This window comes from Rubinisphaera italica, from assembly GCF_007859715.1.
Classification (GTDB): domain Bacteria; phylum Planctomycetota; class Planctomycetia; order Planctomycetales; family Planctomycetaceae; genus Rubinisphaera; species Rubinisphaera italica.
On sequence record NZ_SJPG01000001.1, the window covers coordinates 343095 to 361613 of the forward strand.

General features: G+C 51.1%; 13 protein-coding genes. 7 read left to right on the top strand and 6 right to left on the bottom strand.

Annotated features, from left to right (window positions below; genetic code table 11):
• Positions 1 to 65 precede the first annotated feature (65 nt).
• Complete coding sequence (locus tag Pan54_RS01355; RefSeq protein ID WP_146501740.1) at positions 66 to 1238, bottom strand: sialidase family protein; 1173 nt, start codon at positions 1236 to 1238, stop codon at positions 66 to 68.
• Positions 1239 to 1451: 213 nt separating this feature from the next.
• Here Pan54_RS01355 and Pan54_RS01360 point away from each other — a divergent pair, with 213 nt between their 5' ends.
• Genes Pan54_RS01360 through Pan54_RS01375 form a run of 4 tightly spaced genes read left to right on the top strand, consistent with a single transcriptional unit; the run spans position 1452 to position 7067 of the window.
• On the top strand, positions 1452 to 2396 hold the full coding sequence (locus Pan54_RS01360; protein ID WP_146501742.1) for an IS5 family transposase: 945 nt from the start codon (positions 1452 to 1454) through the stop codon (positions 2394 to 2396).
• A gap of 19 nt (positions 2397 to 2415) precedes the next feature.
• Complete coding sequence (locus Pan54_RS01365) at positions 2416 to 2916, top strand: transposase (protein WP_242631188.1); 501 nt, start codon at positions 2416 to 2418, stop codon at positions 2914 to 2916.
• On the top strand, positions 2892 to 5699 hold the full coding sequence (locus tag Pan54_RS01370; RefSeq protein ID WP_207310014.1) for a DUF1592 domain-containing protein: 2808 nt from the start codon (positions 2892 to 2894) through the stop codon (positions 5697 to 5699). Before Pan54_RS01365 ends, Pan54_RS01370 begins: the two co-directional genes overlap by 25 nt.
• A 36-nt stretch (positions 5700 to 5735) precedes the next feature.
• A complete protein-coding gene (locus Pan54_RS01375) occupies positions 5736 to 7067 on the top strand; it encodes a DUF1552 domain-containing protein (protein ID WP_146501746.1) in 1332 nt (443 codons plus the stop codon).
• A gap of 181 nt (positions 7068 to 7248) precedes the next feature.
• Here Pan54_RS01375 and Pan54_RS01380 read toward each other — a convergent pair whose 3' ends face one another.
• The 4 genes from Pan54_RS01380 to Pan54_RS01395 form a co-directional block, all read right to left on the bottom strand.
• On the bottom strand, positions 7249 to 7446 hold the full coding sequence (locus Pan54_RS01380; RefSeq protein WP_146501748.1) for a hypothetical protein: 198 nt from the start codon (positions 7444 to 7446) through the stop codon (positions 7249 to 7251).
• Positions 7447 to 7577: 131 nt separating this feature from the next.
• Positions 7578 to 9419 carry a translation elongation factor 4 gene (lepA, locus tag Pan54_RS01385; RefSeq protein WP_146501750.1) on the bottom strand — a complete coding sequence of 614 codons (1842 nt, stop codon included), beginning with the start codon at positions 9417 to 9419 and terminating at the stop codon, positions 7578 to 7580.
• A 288-nt stretch (positions 9420 to 9707) separates the two neighbouring features.
• A complete protein-coding gene (locus tag Pan54_RS01390) occupies positions 9708 to 10742 on the bottom strand; it encodes a fatty acid desaturase family protein (protein WP_146501751.1) in 1035 nt (344 codons plus the stop codon).
• A gap of 207 nt (positions 10743 to 10949) precedes the next feature.
• Positions 10950 to 11504: an inorganic diphosphatase gene (locus tag Pan54_RS01395; protein WP_146501753.1), complete on the bottom strand. Its 555-nt coding sequence runs from the start codon at positions 11502 to 11504 to the stop codon at positions 10950 to 10952.
• Between the two features lie 259 nt (positions 11505 to 11763).
• Here Pan54_RS01395 and Pan54_RS01400 point away from each other — a divergent pair, with 259 nt between their 5' ends.
• A complete protein-coding gene (locus tag Pan54_RS01400) occupies positions 11764 to 12813 on the top strand; it encodes a zinc-dependent alcohol dehydrogenase family protein (RefSeq protein ID WP_146501755.1) in 1050 nt (349 codons plus the stop codon).
• A 116-nt stretch (positions 12814 to 12929) separates the two neighbouring features.
• On the opposite strand, the gene Pan54_RS01405 is transcribed toward Pan54_RS01400, so the two are convergent.
• Positions 12930 to 15821: a hypothetical protein gene (locus Pan54_RS01405; protein ID WP_146501757.1), complete on the bottom strand. Its 2892-nt coding sequence runs from the start codon at positions 15819 to 15821 to the stop codon at positions 12930 to 12932.
• A 466-nt stretch (positions 15822 to 16287) separates the two neighbouring features.
• On the opposite strand from Pan54_RS01405, the gene Pan54_RS01410 reads away from it, so the two are divergent.
• A complete protein-coding gene (locus Pan54_RS01410; RefSeq protein WP_146501759.1) occupies positions 16288 to 16584 on the top strand; it encodes a transcriptional regulator in 297 nt (98 codons plus the stop codon).
• Positions 16585 to 16702: 118 nt separating this feature from the next.
• Positions 16703 to 18484: a HEAT repeat domain-containing protein gene (locus Pan54_RS01415; RefSeq protein WP_146501761.1), complete on the top strand. Its 1782-nt coding sequence runs from the start codon at positions 16703 to 16705 to the stop codon at positions 18482 to 18484.
• Positions 18485 to 18519: the final 35 nt, after the last annotated feature.

Here is an 18519-nt window from a genome sequence, read left to right on the forward strand (position 1 = left end):
CCGTATTCCAACAATGCCTTGCCGTCGCCCGTGTTGAGCAATTTCAATAAAACGCCTGCCACAGATCAGTCCAGCCACCAGTGCAACACGTTTGTCTTACTATCTTCGTAAGCGTGTGAAGCCTGAATCAGCAAACGATTCGGGGTTTGGTCGTTTTTCGAACCGACGATGATGCTGTTGGAATACGCGCCGGTCCCGGTGTCTTGCATGCGCAGGTAGACGCCATCATCCCACTTCATACCGTCGGGCGAAGTGTAAAGAATCATGTGACCGCTGCCTTCGCCATACGCACCGCTACGGCCATGCATATAGAACTTTCCGTTGAAGCCAATGAATTGCGGGTTGCGGATTTTGCGGCGGAAGTGCGAGGTTTTCACGGTGGACCACGTCGTGCCGCCGTCGGCGCTGGTTGTGTAGTCGAGGTCATGCTCGTTGGTGCGGTTGTAAACAAAGGCGATCAGATCTCCGTTCGCCAGACGGCCCAGCGATCCATAGCCGCGGTCTTTGGTGTTGAAGGGCAGCGCGCTTCGTCGGGTGAAGGTCTTGCCGCCATCGCTGCTGACGTGGAGTTCAAAGATGTGCTCGTCGGTCGTTCCCCACCACGTTCCCGTGGCGTCGTTGGCGAAATGCAGTGCGCGGATTTCTCCATCGTGATACACGGCGTCGTAAACTCGGCCGCGCGTTTCGCACACCGGCTTGGGCTCGCTCCATGTTTTCCCACCGTCCGAGCTAATGGAAGACAGCGGTGTCCAGTAAGGTTGCCACAGCGCGGTCGTCGAGATGTCACAGATCAGGTAGAACAAAACGATGTCGCCTTGATCTGTCAGTACCGCTTTTTCGGCCATCGCCGTGCGGCCCTCGACTTTCTTAAAGAGTTGCTTCGAGAACGGCAGCGGCAGCCGGTTGCTCCAGGTCCGTCCGCCGTCCAACGATCGTTTGAACTCCATCCATCCGACCGCCGAGTGTCCGCCGTTGTCGCCGGAGCAGTTGGGGTAGAAGGCAAGAAGTTTGCCGTTGTCGTATTCCACTAACGCATGCCCCAGATGACCGCTACGATTGGTCGTGGAATGGTTAATGAACAGGATGCCCGCGTTCGGCGGATTCGGCGGTGTGATCTTCAGAGCGGACGTCGGTGTTGACTGGGCGCTTGTCGTGTTGGCGGCCAACGTAACAAGGAGTGCGACCGCGCCGATCCGAACGAACCATGTTGGAGAGTATGTTGCAAAGAGTTGACTCATGCGGGGCCTCCGAAGGCTTGTTGTTGTGGACGACAACAGTAAACTGCCACCCCATATGTGGCAGGCTCGTTGCTGATAGGAATTTTGATTCCCAGTAGTCTAGTCGTCCCTGCATAACCCTGTAAAGTCTTCCATTTTAGGGTTGCAGAGCCAATTCGGTTTGGTATTTTTGACCAGCTTTCTTTCGATTCCTCTCAAAAGCTGGCAACAAAAATGTTGCCGAAAAATTCCCGTTCTGAACCGGATTTGTTCACTGTTTCGCTTAAAAAAGTGATTGATCTGGAGCATTCTCTCGTCAAACTGGCTGCTTTAATCGACTGGGATGCGATTCGTCAGGAAATTGAACCTGTTTTCTGTGACGACAATGGTCGACCGGCTACGGAGGTGCGGGTTGTGATGGGATTGTTTTATCTGAAGTCCGCCTTCGACCAGAGTGATGAGCAACTCATCCAACGCTGGATCGAGAACCCTTATTGGCAGTGGTTCTGCGGCTACACGGTGATGCAGCATAAGCCGCCGATCGATCCCACCACGCTCTCCCGCTGGCGTTCGCGGCTCGGAGCCGAGCGTCTCGAAATTCTTCTGCAGCAAACGATTCACGTCGCCCGGCGCACAGGGCAACTTCGCAAACCCCAGCTCGCAAAAATCAATATCGACACGACCGTCCAGCCCAAAGCAATCGCCTTTCCGACCGATGCGCGTTTGTATTTCAAAGCGGCCCGTTCGCTGGTTCGAATGGCTCAAAATGCGGGTGTGGTATTGCGGCGATCCTACAAATTCACCAACAAAACTCTCCTGGTGATGCAGGGGCGTTATGCCCGTGCGAAGCACTACCGGCGCGCCCGCAAATGCGAACGCAAACTCCGTACGCACCTCGGCTGCCTTCTGCGGGATGTGTCGCGGAAGTTGACCAGTATCACGAATCCGACGCACCGGGAAGCCCTCGAGCAACTGCTGACAATCGTAAGGCAAATATTTAAACAACAGCGAACCGACAGTCCGAAAATCTACAGCGTCCCAGCGAGGCTGGTTTGTTCCGATCGAATGATTCACTTCTCACGTAATCATGCCTTAAGCTCTTTTCAATTTATGATACCGTCAACCGACGGAACCGCACGTCGAGTGCATCGCCAAAGGGAAGGCGCACAAGAAGTATGAATTCGGCTGCAAAGTGAGTGTGGCGACCACGAATGCCAATAACTTCATTGTCGGTGTGCTTGCTTTACATGGGAATCCCTTCGATGGCCACACACTTCAGCAGGTGGTGAAGATCACTGAGATTGAGCCCGCACACATCATAGTTGATCGTGGCTATCGTGGCCATGATTATCAGGGATCAGGGAAGGTGCATCTGGCCGGGCGGATTCCAAAAACAGCGACGCGGGCGTTTCGGAAAATGCTCAAACGTCGCAGCGCAATCGAGCCAACAATTGGCCATCTCAAGAGCGATCACCGGATGGAGCGAAACTATTTGAAGGGTCGCGAAGGAGATCGCATCAATGCTCTGGTGAGTGCGATTGGTTACAACCTGCGCAAGCTCCTGGCCGGTCTGGCCTGCGCCTGGTTTTTACCCATCCTGGCCATCGACAGACTCAACGGAAAACTCAAAAGCCGGCTGTATCAATTCATTTTGCCGGGACAAAACCCCAACACTTGGCCTTTTCTGATAAGTCCGTAGACACGCACCTGAACAAATCAGGCGTCAAAACGCATGATCGGGGTTATTCAGGGACGACTAATTACGGGTTCATCAAAGGCTGGAGCGGCGAAGAGGCTTACAGTGTGCTCGCGAATTCATCCGACGCCACGGTGCAGATTCCAGGGACCATGAAACCCTTCAGCATTGCCACGCATCCGTCGCCTGCGCTCTCGTCGGTCATCGGCTGGCACTGTCCCGAAGCGAGAAACGTCACGATCACCGGAACCGTGCAGGACGCGCACACCGCCTGCGGAAATGGAGTGACATGGACGCTCGAAGTGCGTCGAGGCAATACGCGAGAATCTTTTGCCAGTGGCGTCACGAAGGGCAATGAAGTCAGCAGCATGGGACGTTTTGAAAACGTGTCTGTGCAGGCTGGCGATATGATTGCGCTGGTGATTGGTCCAGGCCAGGGAAACCACGTCTGTGATCTCACAGCAATCGAACTGACGATTCGAGATGCTGAGAAAGAATGGGATCTGGCCAAGGATATCGTTCCCGACATCCTGGCAGGCAATCCCCACGCCGATCGATTCGGCAATCGAGACGTCTGGTACTTTTTTGGTGAACCGGAAACGCACGGCGTCACGGCAGCCATTCCCGGTCAATCGCTATTGGCTCTGTGGCGTCGGGAGAAAAATGCCGAAGCGCGTTCCCGTCTCGCTCTTCAGGTGCAACAATTGCTTCAACAAGACTTCGACTCGATTCCTGCCGACTCGCCCAATCGAACAACGCATGCACAACTGCTGTCGTTCACGGGGCCGTTGCTGGCATCGGCATTGCGATCGGCAAGGGTCGTGGATGACGAAGAATCGGAATTCCCATATGGAATTGATTCCGCACTCTTCGGCAAACATCCTGACGGCGCTGATGTCGCCGCGACCAGTCTATGTGTGCGGGCTCCATCATTGATTGAAGTACGCCTCCCCGCGTCGCTGATTGACGGAGCGGAGTTCATCGTGCAGGGACGATTACATCCCACCAGCGGGGGCGAGGGTAGCGTGCAACTCCAGGTCACAACTACGAAACCAACAGCCACAGAGCTGCGTCCCGGAACCTACAACTCCGAGAATCTCAATGGGGCCTGGACGTCAAGCATGCCGTCCATGGCGTTCGAGGCGCCCGTGCTGGTGCACGACGGCAGCGCTGCCCGCCAACGATTCGAGACGGCATTCTATGAATTTCGCGAGATCTTTCCCGCCGCCGTCTGCTATACGACCATTGTGCCCGTGGACGAAGTGGTGACCCTGACGCTGTTTCATCGCGAAGACAAACTGCTGTCGCGATTGATGCTCGATGATAAGCAACATGCCAAGCTGGATCGTTTGTGGGCCGAACTGCATTTCGTCAGTCGAGATTCACTCACGCTGGTCGATGCATTCGAACAGATTTGGGAATACTCAACGCAAGACGGTCCTAACGCACCGAACGGCGACAAGCGTTTGGAGCCGTTACGCGAACCGATCATGCGGGGAGCGGATGAGTTCAAGAAGTTGCAGGTCGACGTGCAACCGCTGCACGTCGAGGCTGCAATTCGGTTTGCCGAGCAGGCGTGGCGTCATCCCCTGACCGAGTTGGAACAGCAAGCCATGCGAGAGCTCTATCAAACTCTGAGGATCAAAGGCGTCGCCCACGAGGAAGCCGTTCGCCTGCTTATTGCCCGTGTGCTGACGTCGCCCGCATTTCTGTATCGCGGCGAACTTGTGGAAGAAGGCTCGAAATCCAATCCCGTCAGCAATTGGGAATTGGCGACGCGACTGAGCTATTTTCTATGGTCTTCCTCGCCCGACGAAGAATTGCGCACCGTAGCCGCCTCAGGTAGGTTGCACTCCAGTGAGGTACTGGTCGCTCAGACCCGCCGCATGTTGCAGGATGGTAGAGTTCGGCGGCTCGCGACTGAATTCGGCTGCCAATGGCTGCACATTCGCGATCTCGAAACTTTGAACGAAAAGAGCGAACGGCATTTTCCGACATTTGCTGGATTGAGGGACGAGATGCAGGAAGAGGCTGTCCGTTTCCTGATGGACATGTTCCAGGCGGATCGGTCGGTGCTGTCGTTGCTGGACGCCGACCACAGCTTCATGAACGCCGCACTTGCCGGGCACTATGGCATCGAGTTGCCGGGCGGCGATTTACCAGACAACGACTGGCAGCGGGTTGAAGGCCTGCGTGCCCGCGGTCGTGGAGGTATGCTAGGCTTCGCCGCAACGCTTGCGAAACAGAGTGGCGCATCGCGTACCAGCCCAATTCTGCGAGGCAACTGGATTAGCGAAGTCGTGCTGGGCGAGAAACTTCCGCGACCGCCCAAAGACGTGCCGATTCTGCCGGAAGAAGCTCCAGAAGGTCTGACGGAACGCCAGTTGATTGAACGTCATAGCAGTGATCCCAACTGTGCTCGTTGCCACGAACGCATTGATCACTTTGGCTTCGCTCTGGAAGGCTTCGATGCGATTGGCCGAGCACGTAGCGAAGATGCCGCAGGACTGCCGATCGACACGCTGGCGAAACTCCCAGGTGGAGGAGAGTTAAATGGTATAGATGGCCTGCGCTCGTATCTCCTGGAGCAACGCCGAGAGGACTTTCTCCGCCAGTTCTGCCGCAAACTACTCGGTTATGCACTGGGACGCAGCGTGCAACTGTCAGACAAACCGCTGCTGGACGACATGCTCGTCCAGCTTAATTCGCATGAGTACCGAGTCAGCACTGCCATCGAACTGATCGTCCTGAGCCCACAGTTCCGCGAAATCCGCGGGCAAGAGTGACCCATCCTACAGACCAACATCTACATTGGAGTCAACATGAACCAACATCATTTCTCTCGACGTTTCTTCCTGCGTGGAGTGGGCGTCAGCATGGCCTTGCCGTGGCTCGAATCGTTCAATGTGTGGGGCGACGAACCGCATATCACCAAGCCAGCGAGCGAAGCACCGGTGCGTTTGGCGGTGCTGTTTTCCGGTAACGGTTTTCATTCGAAACAATGGTGGGCGAAGGGTGAAGGCCGCGAGATGGAACTCGGCAAGGCGTTGGCACCGCTGAGCGATTTTCGTGAGAAGCTATTGTTCGTGCGCGGCCTCTATCATGAAGAAGCACGGAAGGGAAACATCCACAGTTCGCAGACGGGGAACATCCTGTCCGGTGCGCCCATCGCCTCGGGCGGTGAGATACGTTCGGGAACAAGCTTCGATCAACTTCTGGCTCAGACCTACGGACGATCGACGAAAGTACCGAGTCTCGTGCTGGGATGCGAGCATTCAAACCCGTCGGTCCACAAGAACTACTCGATGCTCTACAGCTCGCACATTTCGTGGAATTCACCCACGACGCCGACGCCGCTGGAGCTCTATCCCGCGCTGGCGTTCGACCGTCTGTTCAAGGACGAAGTCGCACCCGGTGACAAGAGTGTGCTCGACGCCGTGCTGGCGGACGCTCAGGACCTGCGACGTCGTATCAGTACCACTGACCAGCGCAAGTTGGACGAATATCTTGATTCCGTACGCGATGTAGAGACGCGCATTGAAAACGCTGGCAACCGAGGTGAAGTTCAAGGCTGGCGTCCGACACTCGAAAAGCCAAACATGAACCGTCCCGCCGACGGCATTCCACAGGACATCGCCGAGCATATGCGGCTCATGAGCGACATCCTCGTGCTCGGTTTTCAGACCGACACCACACGAATCACAACGTTGAAGCTCAACAACGATCACAGCGCGCTGAGATTTCCGAATCTGGCAAGTGTCGAGCAACCACAGCACGGAATCGATTACATGATCCATCATCTGCTATCGCATTCCGACGGCGAGGACTGGCTGAAGGTCAATCAATTCTTCATGGAGCAAGTGGCCTACATCGCGCACAGGCTCGACTCGATTCAAGAGGGCTCGCGTACGTTGCTCGACAACACGATGCTCATGCATTGCTCAAGCATGATGGCCGGAGCGAAACACGATAACGACCAGCTTCCTGTGATCGTGCTTGGCGGTGCCGGGGGACGTTTGCAGGGAGGCCGTATTCTGGATTACATGGACAAACCCGAACGTCAGTTGTGCCGTCTGTTCCTCTCAATGATGGACAAGATGGACGTGCATCCAGAAACGTTCGGCGATGCGAATACCATGCTTGAGGAAGTCTAAATCGGACTCATGAGTAGAATACACTTTTGATAGACTTCCTGGAGTGAAGGACGGTGCCGTTTACGGAGCGACCGTATTTGCACATCATTTCCATAACATCCGCTGACCATTTACTTAATAGCCGTATTCCAAGAAAACATAGCGAGGATTGACAGGAAACAATTGACAGGAAACATAGGGCTCAAACCTTCAATAAATCGCTACTGTAACCTGCAACCTGCGGTAATACCGTTCGTAAAATCGGTCCTGCGTAATGGCGGAGAATGATTTCTCGATTTATCATCCGATCGCGAGTCCCTTTGCGAATTCCCTGGATTTTCGGTTTTGCTTCGTCATTCGTGCCGTCAGAGAGGCATTTCTGACTGAATCCGTTCGGCACACAACACATCGAGCGTTTAGACCATTTTCAAATGGTATCTGCGTCGCATGGACATTAAATGTCCCAAAAGCGATGTGTTTACTCCTGCTGAACGCTGCAGGTATTTTTTTAATAAGCTCTAGAACAGGATGTCAATCGTCTTTGCCTGCTTCCAGCACCGAGAGGAACGCCTTCTGAGGAATTTCGACCTGACCGAATTGTTTCAGGCGTTTTTTCCCCTCTTTCTGCTTGGCCCACAGTTTCCGTTTTCGCGTGATGTCGCCACCGTAACATTTCGCCGTGACGTTTTTTCTCAAGGCAGAAATCGTCTCGCGGGCAATAATCTTTCCTCCGATCGCTGCCTGCAATGGAATCTCAAACTGATGCTTGGAGATTTCATCTTTGAGTCGCTTAACCAGCCCGCGACCTCGCTTTTCAGCCACGTCGCGATGCACAATTGTTGCCAACGCATCGACCTGAACCGACTTAACCAGCACATCCATTTTCACGAGGTTGGCAGTTTTGTAGCCTGTGACCTCGTAATCCATCGTGCCGTAACCACGTGTCGCCGATTTGAGGCGGTCGTGCATATCGTAAATAATTTCCGCGAGCGGTAATTCGTATATGACTTGCGCGCGATCCGGGCCGAGGTATTCGGTATTGATGTAATTCCCACGGCGTTCTTCACACATCTGCATCAAAACGCCAATATTGGATGTTGGTACAATGAAATTCACTTTAGCGATTGGCTCTCGGAATTCCTCGATGCTGCCTGCATCCGGCACATCCTGCGGATTATCGAGCATCATCACTTGTCCGCCTCGTAAGAGCAGTTCATAGGTGACGTTCGGCGCGGTCTGAATGAGATCGATATTGGATTCATGTTCGAGTCGCTGCTGGATGATTTCCATGTGCAGCATTCCCAGGAACCCGCAACGGAATCCGAAACCGAGGGCATCGCTGGTTTCCGGCTGGAATGAGAAACTGGCATCATTCAGACTCATTTTTCCGAGTTCGTCGCGCAGTTTCTCGAAGTCAGTCGCTTCAATCGGATACATGCCGCAGAAAACCATCTGCTTGGGTTCACGATAACCCGGCAGTGCTTTTTCGGCTTTGCGATGCTCGTGAGTGACCGTATCGCCGACTTTCACATCTTCCAGTTTTTTGACACCGGTAATGATATAGCCGACCTGCCCGGCTCCCAGCGACTCACAGGACGTCAGCTTGGGAATAAACTGGCCAACTTCAATCACTTCCTGAACCCCGCCGGTTCGCATGAAGCGGATTTTATCCCCTTTGGCGATTTGCCCTTCGACCAGGCGAATATAAATGATGACGCCTCGAAAGCTGTCGTATTTGCTGTCGAAAATCAAAGCTTGCAGTGGAGAGGTGGAGTGCCCACTCGGATGAGGAATTCGTTCGATAATCGCCTTGAACACCGTCTCGACACCGACTCCGGTTTTGGCACTGACCCGCAGAGCCTGAGTGGCATCCAACCCGAGAACGGTTTCGACTTCGTCGAGAACTTCTTCGACGCGAGTTACTGGCAAGTCGATTTTGTTGACGACCGGAATAATCTCCAGATCGACCTCAATGGCAGCATAGGCATTCGCAACCGTCTGTGCCTGCACACCCTGAAAGGCATCGACGAGCAGTAATGCCCCTTCACAGGCAGCCAGTGAGCGGGACACTTCGTAGTGAAAATCGACGTGGCCGGGGGTGTCGATTAAGTTCAATTCGTATGTCTGCCCCTCGTATTCGTAACGAAGAGCGACCGCGTGAGCTTTCACGGTAATTCCACGATCACGCTCGATATCCAGATCGTCGAGCATCTGATCTTTGAAATCGCGTTGCGTAATCGCTCCTGATTGCAGCAGCAATTGATCGGCCAGCGTACTTTTACCGTGGTCGATGTGGGCAATAATTGAAAAGTTGCGAATGAACTCGCGTTCCATCCGTCCAGCTTTACTCGTTGACCTCCCTGAAGCGGCCATTCCTGTCCTCAATGCCCTGTTGGGGCTTTATATTGGTATTCAATTTACGGAAACGCACGCCATCAGCGTGCCAGATCTCATCTATAACTTCGAATATTTAGACTTGGTAAGCTAAGCAATCAATTCGCAGGCGAGATGAATCGGCACAACCAAATGTTAAATGGTCGGCCAGATTTGGCATTATACACACAAGGTGGGCGTTGGTGGGAGAGCATAGGCCATCAATTGTTGCAGTACAATTGGTTTTGCATATGAATTCTGCAACTGAAGTCCACCGCATACAACAGCTTACGCCGATGCGTCCTGTTTCCACTGGCTTCCCACTTTGGGATTCCACAGCGTTGGCAGCATCGCGAAGAAGGCCGCAGCATACGTTGAGTAGACCGGATTTTCCGGATTGTTTTCACCGTAAACGACTTCGCTGGCTACCGGAAGTGAGTAAAACGGGATGCGGGCATATCGATGATGGGTTCCGTGATGATCGACATGTTGCATCATATTGGAAATTGTTTTATCGATGCGTTTTCTGGGAATGACCGTACGTGTCCCGGAAAGGACAGTATCCCCTAGCAGTCCCATGTGTTCAGTGTATTTATTCAAAGTCTGATACATCCCCGCAAAGGCGTACGGAATTCCAAATCCAACGATGAATTGCACCCACCAGCCTTGCCAGGCGACAACAGAAAATAACGTTCCCCAGACAAGGAAAATCAGGCTGTATTCAAAAATGACGCGTTTTCGTAAGTCTTTTTTGAGTTTGCCGCAGACAAACAGAGATCTGACAAATAACAGTGGCGTGTAAATGAAACCAAAAAAGATTTCCAGAAATGCGCAGAGCATGCGAAATGGACGGGAAGTCTGGGGGTCGTTAAAGGGCCAGAGTTCCGGGTCTGATTTGGTTGCCATAAAACCGTGATGATACGCATGGGCATAACGATAAACGCTCAGTGGAACGAGAGAACCTGTGCCACATACGATGCCGAAGAGGGTGTTTCGACGTCGATTTTTGTCGAGAGTGCCATGACTGGCATCGTGCAGAGAGAGCGGCTTTGTGTGAAAAAAGTGCCCGAGAGCCAGCCAGCAAATGACCAGACCAATCCACATTTGCTGATAGTAGAGTGTTATGCATGCCCAGATCAGTAACACAATTGCGACATTGTTCAACTGCTGACGAAGAACGGCACTGCCGGACTGCTGATGCAGGTCCTTCATCTGCAATTTTTCGTCCGCTGCCAATTCCTGCTTAATGACATGCCGTGGAGGTTCGGAAGGAATTTCTCCTTCCTCATTAAAGATAGGCTCTGAAGGCGACACAGTGATCATGAATTTCAGACTGACTTTTGAAACAACATTATTACCGGCAAAACTCCATTGCCATCACATCCTCCCTAAAGATTATGAAAAAACCTATTCCTGATTGTTGATGCATAACCTTCTAAATCACAATCTACACAGACCATGCAGGAAATCAAATGAAAAAAGATTCCAAAATCAGTCAGCTGTTCCAGAATACTTTAGTCGCTGCTCATTTTAATGATGATACGCACCAAAGCCTTTTCGTCGACGTGAACTGTAAGCTTCGAGGGAAGCTTCGATAATACTCATACAGGGCTCTGCTGGTTGAATTTTGTTCACCTCGACAACTTTTTGTTCCAGCTGCTTGTAATCCTGGAAGAAGCGCCGGAGTTGATTCAACCGATGTGTCGGTAATTCATCTGCTTCCCGCACATGATTGTACTCGGGATCATCCACGGCAACCGCCAGAATTTTGTGATCCGGCTTGCCACTGTCAATCATCGTCATCAACCCGATGGCCCGTGCATTAACGAGCGTCAAAGGGGCGACGGCTTCTTTACACATGACCAAAACATCCAACGGGTCGTCATCTTCGGCCAGAGTTTGGGGGATAAATCCATAATTTGCCGGATAGTAGACTGCCGAGTAGAGCATCCGGTCCAGTCGCAATAAGCCAGTTTCTTTGTCCAGTTCGTATTTCACACTTGAACCCATCGGGATTTCAATAATCGCCTGAAATTCAAGAGGTAAATTTTCACCAGGGGTCACATCGTGCCAGGGATGAGTCATGCCGTCGCCTTATGGGGTCTTCAAATTTATGGTCAAAATAATCAGCCAATGGCTGCCTGTAAGTTGTAAACGCTGAAAATGGACTGTAAAGAATAATGCCCATTGCTAAACGGTTGTAGTCTGCCTGATCCTTCCATGCAAGACTTTCGAGTGAAATGCGACAGAATAGTGTCTTTTGCTGTAAACGGCAGGACATCCGTCTCGTTCCCGAGGTCCTTCTTGAGAACAAGTAGAAACTGTCTGACGATTGGAATTCCCTGTGCGCGCTCTTACTTTCGACAATTTTCAATCCCGACCCTACATTGCAGAAGTCCCCAAGCCTGAATGTCCAGCCGATGGTGTGCTGATTCAAGTGGAAGCAACGGGATTATGCCGCAGCGACTGGCATGGCTGGATGGGACACGATGACATGATCCAGTTGCCGCATGTTCCCGGACATGAATTTGCAGGCACGATTTCTGAAGTCGGAACCCAGGTCAAGCGATTTCAGGCAGGTGAGCGTGTGACCGCTCCCTTTGTCTGCGGATGTGGTCACTGCGAGTATTGCGACCAGGGAGATCAGCAAGTGTGTCCTCATCAGACTCAACCTGGCTTCACACATTGGGGATCCTTTGCCGAATATGTGGCGATTCATCAGGCCGATGTCAATCTTGTCCAACTGCCCGAATCAATGAGCGGACTCGAAGCAGCCAGTCTCGGCTGCCGGTTCGCCACTTCGTTCCGCGCGATCGTCGATCAAGGTCAACTCAGAGCAGGAGAATCGATAGCGATCTTCGGCTGCGGAGGTGTTGGACTTTCGGCATTACTGATCGCAAAAGCACTCCAGGCCCGGGTGATTGCTGTCGATGTTTCAGCAGATACGTTGCAAAAAGCAAAATCATTGGGGGCTGATGAAATCGTCAATGCCGCCGCAACTCACGATGTTTCTCAAATTGTACGAGAACTCACCAATGGAGGCGTACACATTTCTGTCGATGCCCTGGGCAGTCTGACAACCTTTCATGCATCATTGGCAAGCCTGCGAAAGCGGGGGCGACATTTGCAAATCGGCCTCATGACAGGCGAACATGCTCGACCCGAAATACCAATGGGGCATGTCATTGCTGACGAACTTCAACTGTTCGGCTGCCACGGAATGCAGGCATTTCGATATTCCGCGATGTTCGAGTTAATCCATCGAGCCAACATTCCACTCGGCAATTTGATCGAACGAACGATCTCACTGGAAGAAGCGATCGACTATCTTCCCGAAATGTCCCGAGGCAGTCTCTCTGGAATGACAATGATTCGAGTGGAAGCGGGAAGGTAGAAGGAGGAAGGCGGAAATTAAGATGGAAGTGCTTGTTGGGTTACGCTTCGCTAACCCAACCTACAATTAATACCACTACTCTAACCTCTCAGCACTAATCTCTAACCTTTCTCAATCTATTTCAAGAACCCCTTCAACAAATCAAGCGCTTTCTGACTTGTTTTTGTGGGAGAGTCCTCTTCAGTATCGGGCTCGAGGCTGGCGATTGGGCCGCGTTGCATATTGGGTAGTGTGATGGTTTTAATCTGAACGTGATCAATCGCGACATCACCCAGGCCGTAGAGTTCCATTACGATGTGCACATCCTCCTGTTTCCAGATCGGGCGCATCATTTCAAACTGTTTCCATTCAGTTTCCTGCGTCCATTGCAGGGCATTGGCGGAGCCGAACTGGGTATCATAAATGCGAAAACCTTCCAGGCTGCTTGTCAGAGGACGAGGGATGCGAATCCAACCCGTGACATGTAACAGTTCTCCTGCCTTAACGGGAATGGCGGGAGTTTCATAGCGGACAACGGGCTCATCGATTGTGACCACTGGTTGATTTTCCGTCGGCACCGAAACCATCCGCAGGCAGTAATCACCTTCGTGAACGTGACTCGGGTCCAGGGCATCGTAAACGGCTACTTGTTCTGAAGAAGTGACATCTCGCGTCCAGCCTTCAACCCGCATCGAGTCGGCATCTTCAAAGTTAGCGGTGTGAACAAGCGATGCTCGCGGGGAGTCTTCCTGTTGCCCCAGCAATTCAATCAGTTTCCAATAATCAGGCAGTGTCTGAAAGCAGACCGCATGGGGGACCGAAGTTGGAGACGACAAATGTTGAACTGCATTTTGCCAGTGAGTTCGTTGGAGAATGCGGAGAAGCTGGCAAGCCATTTCTGCATTGTCTCGGGTTTGATGATAGTGTTGTTTTTTGAGTGAAAGTCTCGATTCCTCAATCAGTCGATGACTTTGCAACAGCAGATGCGAACCAGCCGAAAGGCCGACTCCCAGTTCATTGAGTTCGGAATCAATTTTCTGAACGCGTTCAAATTTTGCTTCCGCAAGCTCTAACGATAACTCAGCCGCACGAGACTGAATCTGCTGGATCTTTCGTTCCATTTCCTGAGCCACGCCCTGATCGGTGGCGACCATCAAAGCGGCTGTCATATTAAAGCGGGGAATACGGATTTCTGTTCCACCCGCTTTGCGTGACGTTTCCAGCGGCCATAGTCCAGTAGGTGTAATTTGCCAGAGAAAAGCGGATTCTGGCAGACTTCGCACCAGAATTTTCAAATCGTTTGCTGCCAATGGTCCCGGAACATATTGAGAGTCGGGCTCCAGAGTTGACATCAGAATGACCAATCCATGCTCACTGCGAATCAGGGCACACGAGAGTTCTTCTTCTGATGAAGTTTCAAGAAGATTTTGTTGAATGGGGTTTCGTTTAGAGCCATTGGAATTGGAGAGTGAAACCTGAAACTTATCGATGACTTCTCCACCTGCCAGAAACGGTTCGAGCAGATCAAGTTCAGTCATCAGTTGTTCGAGTACCAATCGACGTTCTTCGAAGCCTGGACCTTCTGCATTTAAGGGAGTCCAGTTCCAATAGCCAAGCCCTTTGCAGCCGGCACATAACGAATGATACGTTTGCAGACGAATCTGCTCTGGTTCAACGCTTGCAGGCGATAATCCAATTCCTTTTCGATAGTCGGCGATTTCACGGGAAGGTTCAGTCTGCAACCAGGATATTACAAACGTTCCCGGCTGAGCGCGCCTCATGCGTCTTTTTAAATGTTCTGAATAGGCTTTGAGGCTGTACGGAGTTTGCAGGATATGCTTGCTGATGCCCAGCATATCGACATCGCGCGAGAAAATCGTTTCCTCTGCAGTGACATCGGCTAGAATTGGCCGCCGCTGTTCGCGATCGCTCGTTTTGACCTGATGAACCCAGTGCTTTAATTGCTGATGACTGGTCGGATCGATGCGAACACCAAGATTCCAGAACAGTACGCCATCGGTTTCTTCACCAAATGGGGCCAGACTGCCTTGAGCGGCATCGAGAATTTTTCCATTTTCTGATTTCACACTGGGAGGCCAGGCTGTCGCCCAGATTCGCTCACGATTCAACTGATTGACCAGATTGCGATTCAGATAGTTATCGACCCAGACGACATTCGGGCCAATCTGTTTGAATAATTCCACAGGTTCGTGCTGATAGGGAACAATCACCGGAAACATCGGTCGTCCCTCTACAATAAGTCGATCAAGCTGAAATTCGATCGTCGGCTTTCTCGGCTCGTTTGCTTCTGCCTGCGATTGATTGAGCCACTCGGTTTCGGGTTCGACAATTGGCGACATCCTTAAATTGTCGAGCATGATTTCTGTCATGCCTTTCCCGAGTGTCTGTTTCAGGTAAACGCGATCAATATACATTTCCCTGGGATCAAGCTCTTGCGGCTTCAATGAGGCACGCCACAAAATGAGGTGCTTGCCGATCTGACTATCAGTCGTTGTGAGTTTCAGTTCCTGCCATTTCGTCACTTCCGTTAAGGTCTGTCCGACAAATAATCGAGTGACTGGTTCCTTGGTCGTTGGATCAATTTGATGAGGAAAGACAACTCGCGCAGCTAGCTGTGTGCCTGGTCGATTACAAAAGACTGCAGCAGAGATTCGCAATTCTTCAAACACGCGCGTCGGCTTGACTGCGGTTTCAATCACCAGACTGACATTATTGTCAGCCGCAACAAATTGAAATCTTTCTGCCCCCATACCTGAAAAGGCCAGAGACTTGGTTCGCTCTTGCAGTTTCAACTGCACCTGCTTTTCATCAAAATAAAGTCGACAACCGATCTCATCGCCATCGAAATCATCCACATACTCTTCGGCTTGAACTGAGCCAGATGATGTTGAGAAAATGCAAGCCAGCAGGAAACCCTGCAAAACACAGACAAAGCTGGAAAAGCAACGGTTTCTTACCACCGAATCTGCTTGATCACTGAGGATTGTGAATTGTACTGGCTGAAGCACGTTGGCTCGTCCTGAGCTGAGTTAAAAATTTGTAATGACCAGCGAGATACTGCAGAAAATATTGAAGAGGTTCAAAAGTGTTAAAATATGAGAAGGTGTCAGACTTTGAGCGTTCGACTTATTAATTTCGATACAATCCTGACGATCCGAAAATTATCACTGGACTTCCCCCTGCAGGACCTGCAAAATCGTCTTCATCAAACAAATTGATACCGTGATTTCAACGAATACCGGGTTCCTCCGCAATCTGCTTGTGGTGCAATGGGTATCTCATAACAATCACAAAAATCAATTTGCAGGCTGGTTTTCCTGAGAATATCAGACATCAACGCACTGGGACAACACCAGAGTTCACAGTCTATCCTGAGAAAACCAGCTTTGAAAATGACATAACTCCCTTATCAGTATGGGCTTACTGGGTTTTGACTTGGCAGTAATGATAACCCGGAATGTTCAGGATCATATTATGCTTTCACCACATTCAAGACTTGAAGCCCAGGAATCCAGTGAATTACCCCGTGAACTGGTGGAATTGGGGGTTAACTTACAGCGAATGCCCGCTTCAGTTCAGCGAGAAATGTCTGAAAGTTACGATCAGGTCGTCGATTGCGTCCGTCGTCGGCGTCGCATTCTCAATCTTGTCCAGGAAGCCCTGGCACAGTTGAGATTGGACATCAAATATCTGATGTTCGATCTGGAAATGACCCGAAAAGAACGGGATCTGCTTCGTGCTCAACTCGATGAACTTGACGAACTCGATTGAATCATATGGCTAGACTTGGATAAGATGAATATGTTGAATCACTCCCAAAGTGATTTCGGCTCCTGCCTTATTTGTCTCACCTGATTATTATTCCATTGAGTTTCGTTAGAGAAATCCTATGTCCTGTCGCATTGCGCTATTATTAACTTCCGTTATTCTGATCAATCTGGTTTCCGAGCATTCCACATTTGCCCAAAATTCCTCTGTGGCACCAATGGTTCGCATGCTTGAGAGTGGAAAGATACCGGAAGAACGTTTGCCAACAATTCTCGGATTGATCTGTAAACGAGGCGATGCGGTCGATCTGCGATATGTATTCGATAAAGCGATTTCCGCTGAGACATATTCACCCAAAACCCGTCTCGTCATTCTCGAGCTATTGGCAAATACGACCCGTGACCGAAAATTGAAACCCGAGGGCGATTTGACCTCGCTTGGCAAAGCTCTGGAGTCTGCGATCTCCGACGAAAATGTGGCTATGCAAAAGCAATTGATTCAGTTGATCGGTCTTTGGGATGTAAAAGAACTGGCAGGGGATCTGGAAAAGAGCCTGCAGAATCCCAAGACACCAGCGAGTTTATCGGGAAGTATCATCACCGCTCTGGCGAATCTGGGTGGCAAAGATGCTCGACAGACAATCGTCTCCCTGACAACATCCAAGCATTCCAAAGCTGTACGTTCTCAGGCGATTGAAGCTCTGGCAGGGATTGATCTGGCTCTGGCCGCTGACTCGGCTGCAAAATTTCTGAGTGAAGCGACACCCAAAGACAATCTCAATAATGTCATTCAGCCATTTCTGGACAGAAAATCTGGACCAGAAGCACTCGGCTCTGCCCTGGCAAGCGTCGAAATTAAACCGGATGTTGCCAAATTAGCCATTCGAACCATGCTCACATCTGGTCGAAACGAAGCCGCCATCTCCGATCCGCTCTCCAAAGCGGCCGGGTTGGATACCAATATGGAACCATTGACCAAAGAAGAACTGGCTCAGTTGGCCCAGGAAGTTCAGCAGCACGGCGATTCCGCTCGCGGCGAATTGATTTTTCGTCGAGAAGAACTGAATTGTTACAAATGTCATTCGATCGGAAAATCTGGGGGGAATGTCGGTCCTGACTTAAGTGCCGTTGGCGGAAGTTCGCCAATTGATTATCTGGCAAACTCTTTGCTGCTTCCAAGCCAGGCAATCAAAGAGGCTTATAAAACACTGCTGATTGTCGATATTGACGGCTTGCAGCACACTGGCATCGTCGTCGATCAGGACGATGATCGTATCATTCTTCGCGACGCTCAGGGCAAAGAGAAAACGATCGCCGTTGATGATATCGAATTCGAAAAAGAAGGTAATTCCCTCATGCCGGCTGGCTTGACCAAGTTCCTGACTCATCAGGAATTCCTGGATTTGGTCCGCTATTTATCAGCACTCGGAAAAGACCCCGGCTACACAATGTCAGCTGATCCGACTGTTTACCGCTGGCGTGTCTATCAAAATCCGCCTGGGAAAGTGACTGGCGAATTGTTTGATGACGACTCCGTCCGCAATATGTTGTTCGAATACGCTCCGGAAAAATGGCAGCCTCTGTATGCTTTTGCTTCCGGCAATATTTCCATGCAGGAAGCTCGCGAAAAGACTAAAGGCAATATCATCTTCCTGATGGCTGAATTTGAAGTCACTGTCGCTGGCAATATCAGCATTGATTTGACTTCAACCGAGGGAATGACGATCTGGGTGGATGACGAGCGAATTTCGGCTGCAGATTTGAAAAACCTGCAGGTTGACGAGGGATCGCATCGCCTGCTCCTGAGAGTTGATCGTTCCGCCTATGGCAAACAGGAACTCAAAGCCATCATTCGTAAAGGTGAAAATCCAGCCGCTGAATATACAATTCAAGTCGGTAACTGATTTCCCCGCCAACGGTAAGTTCAATGTTAATTTGA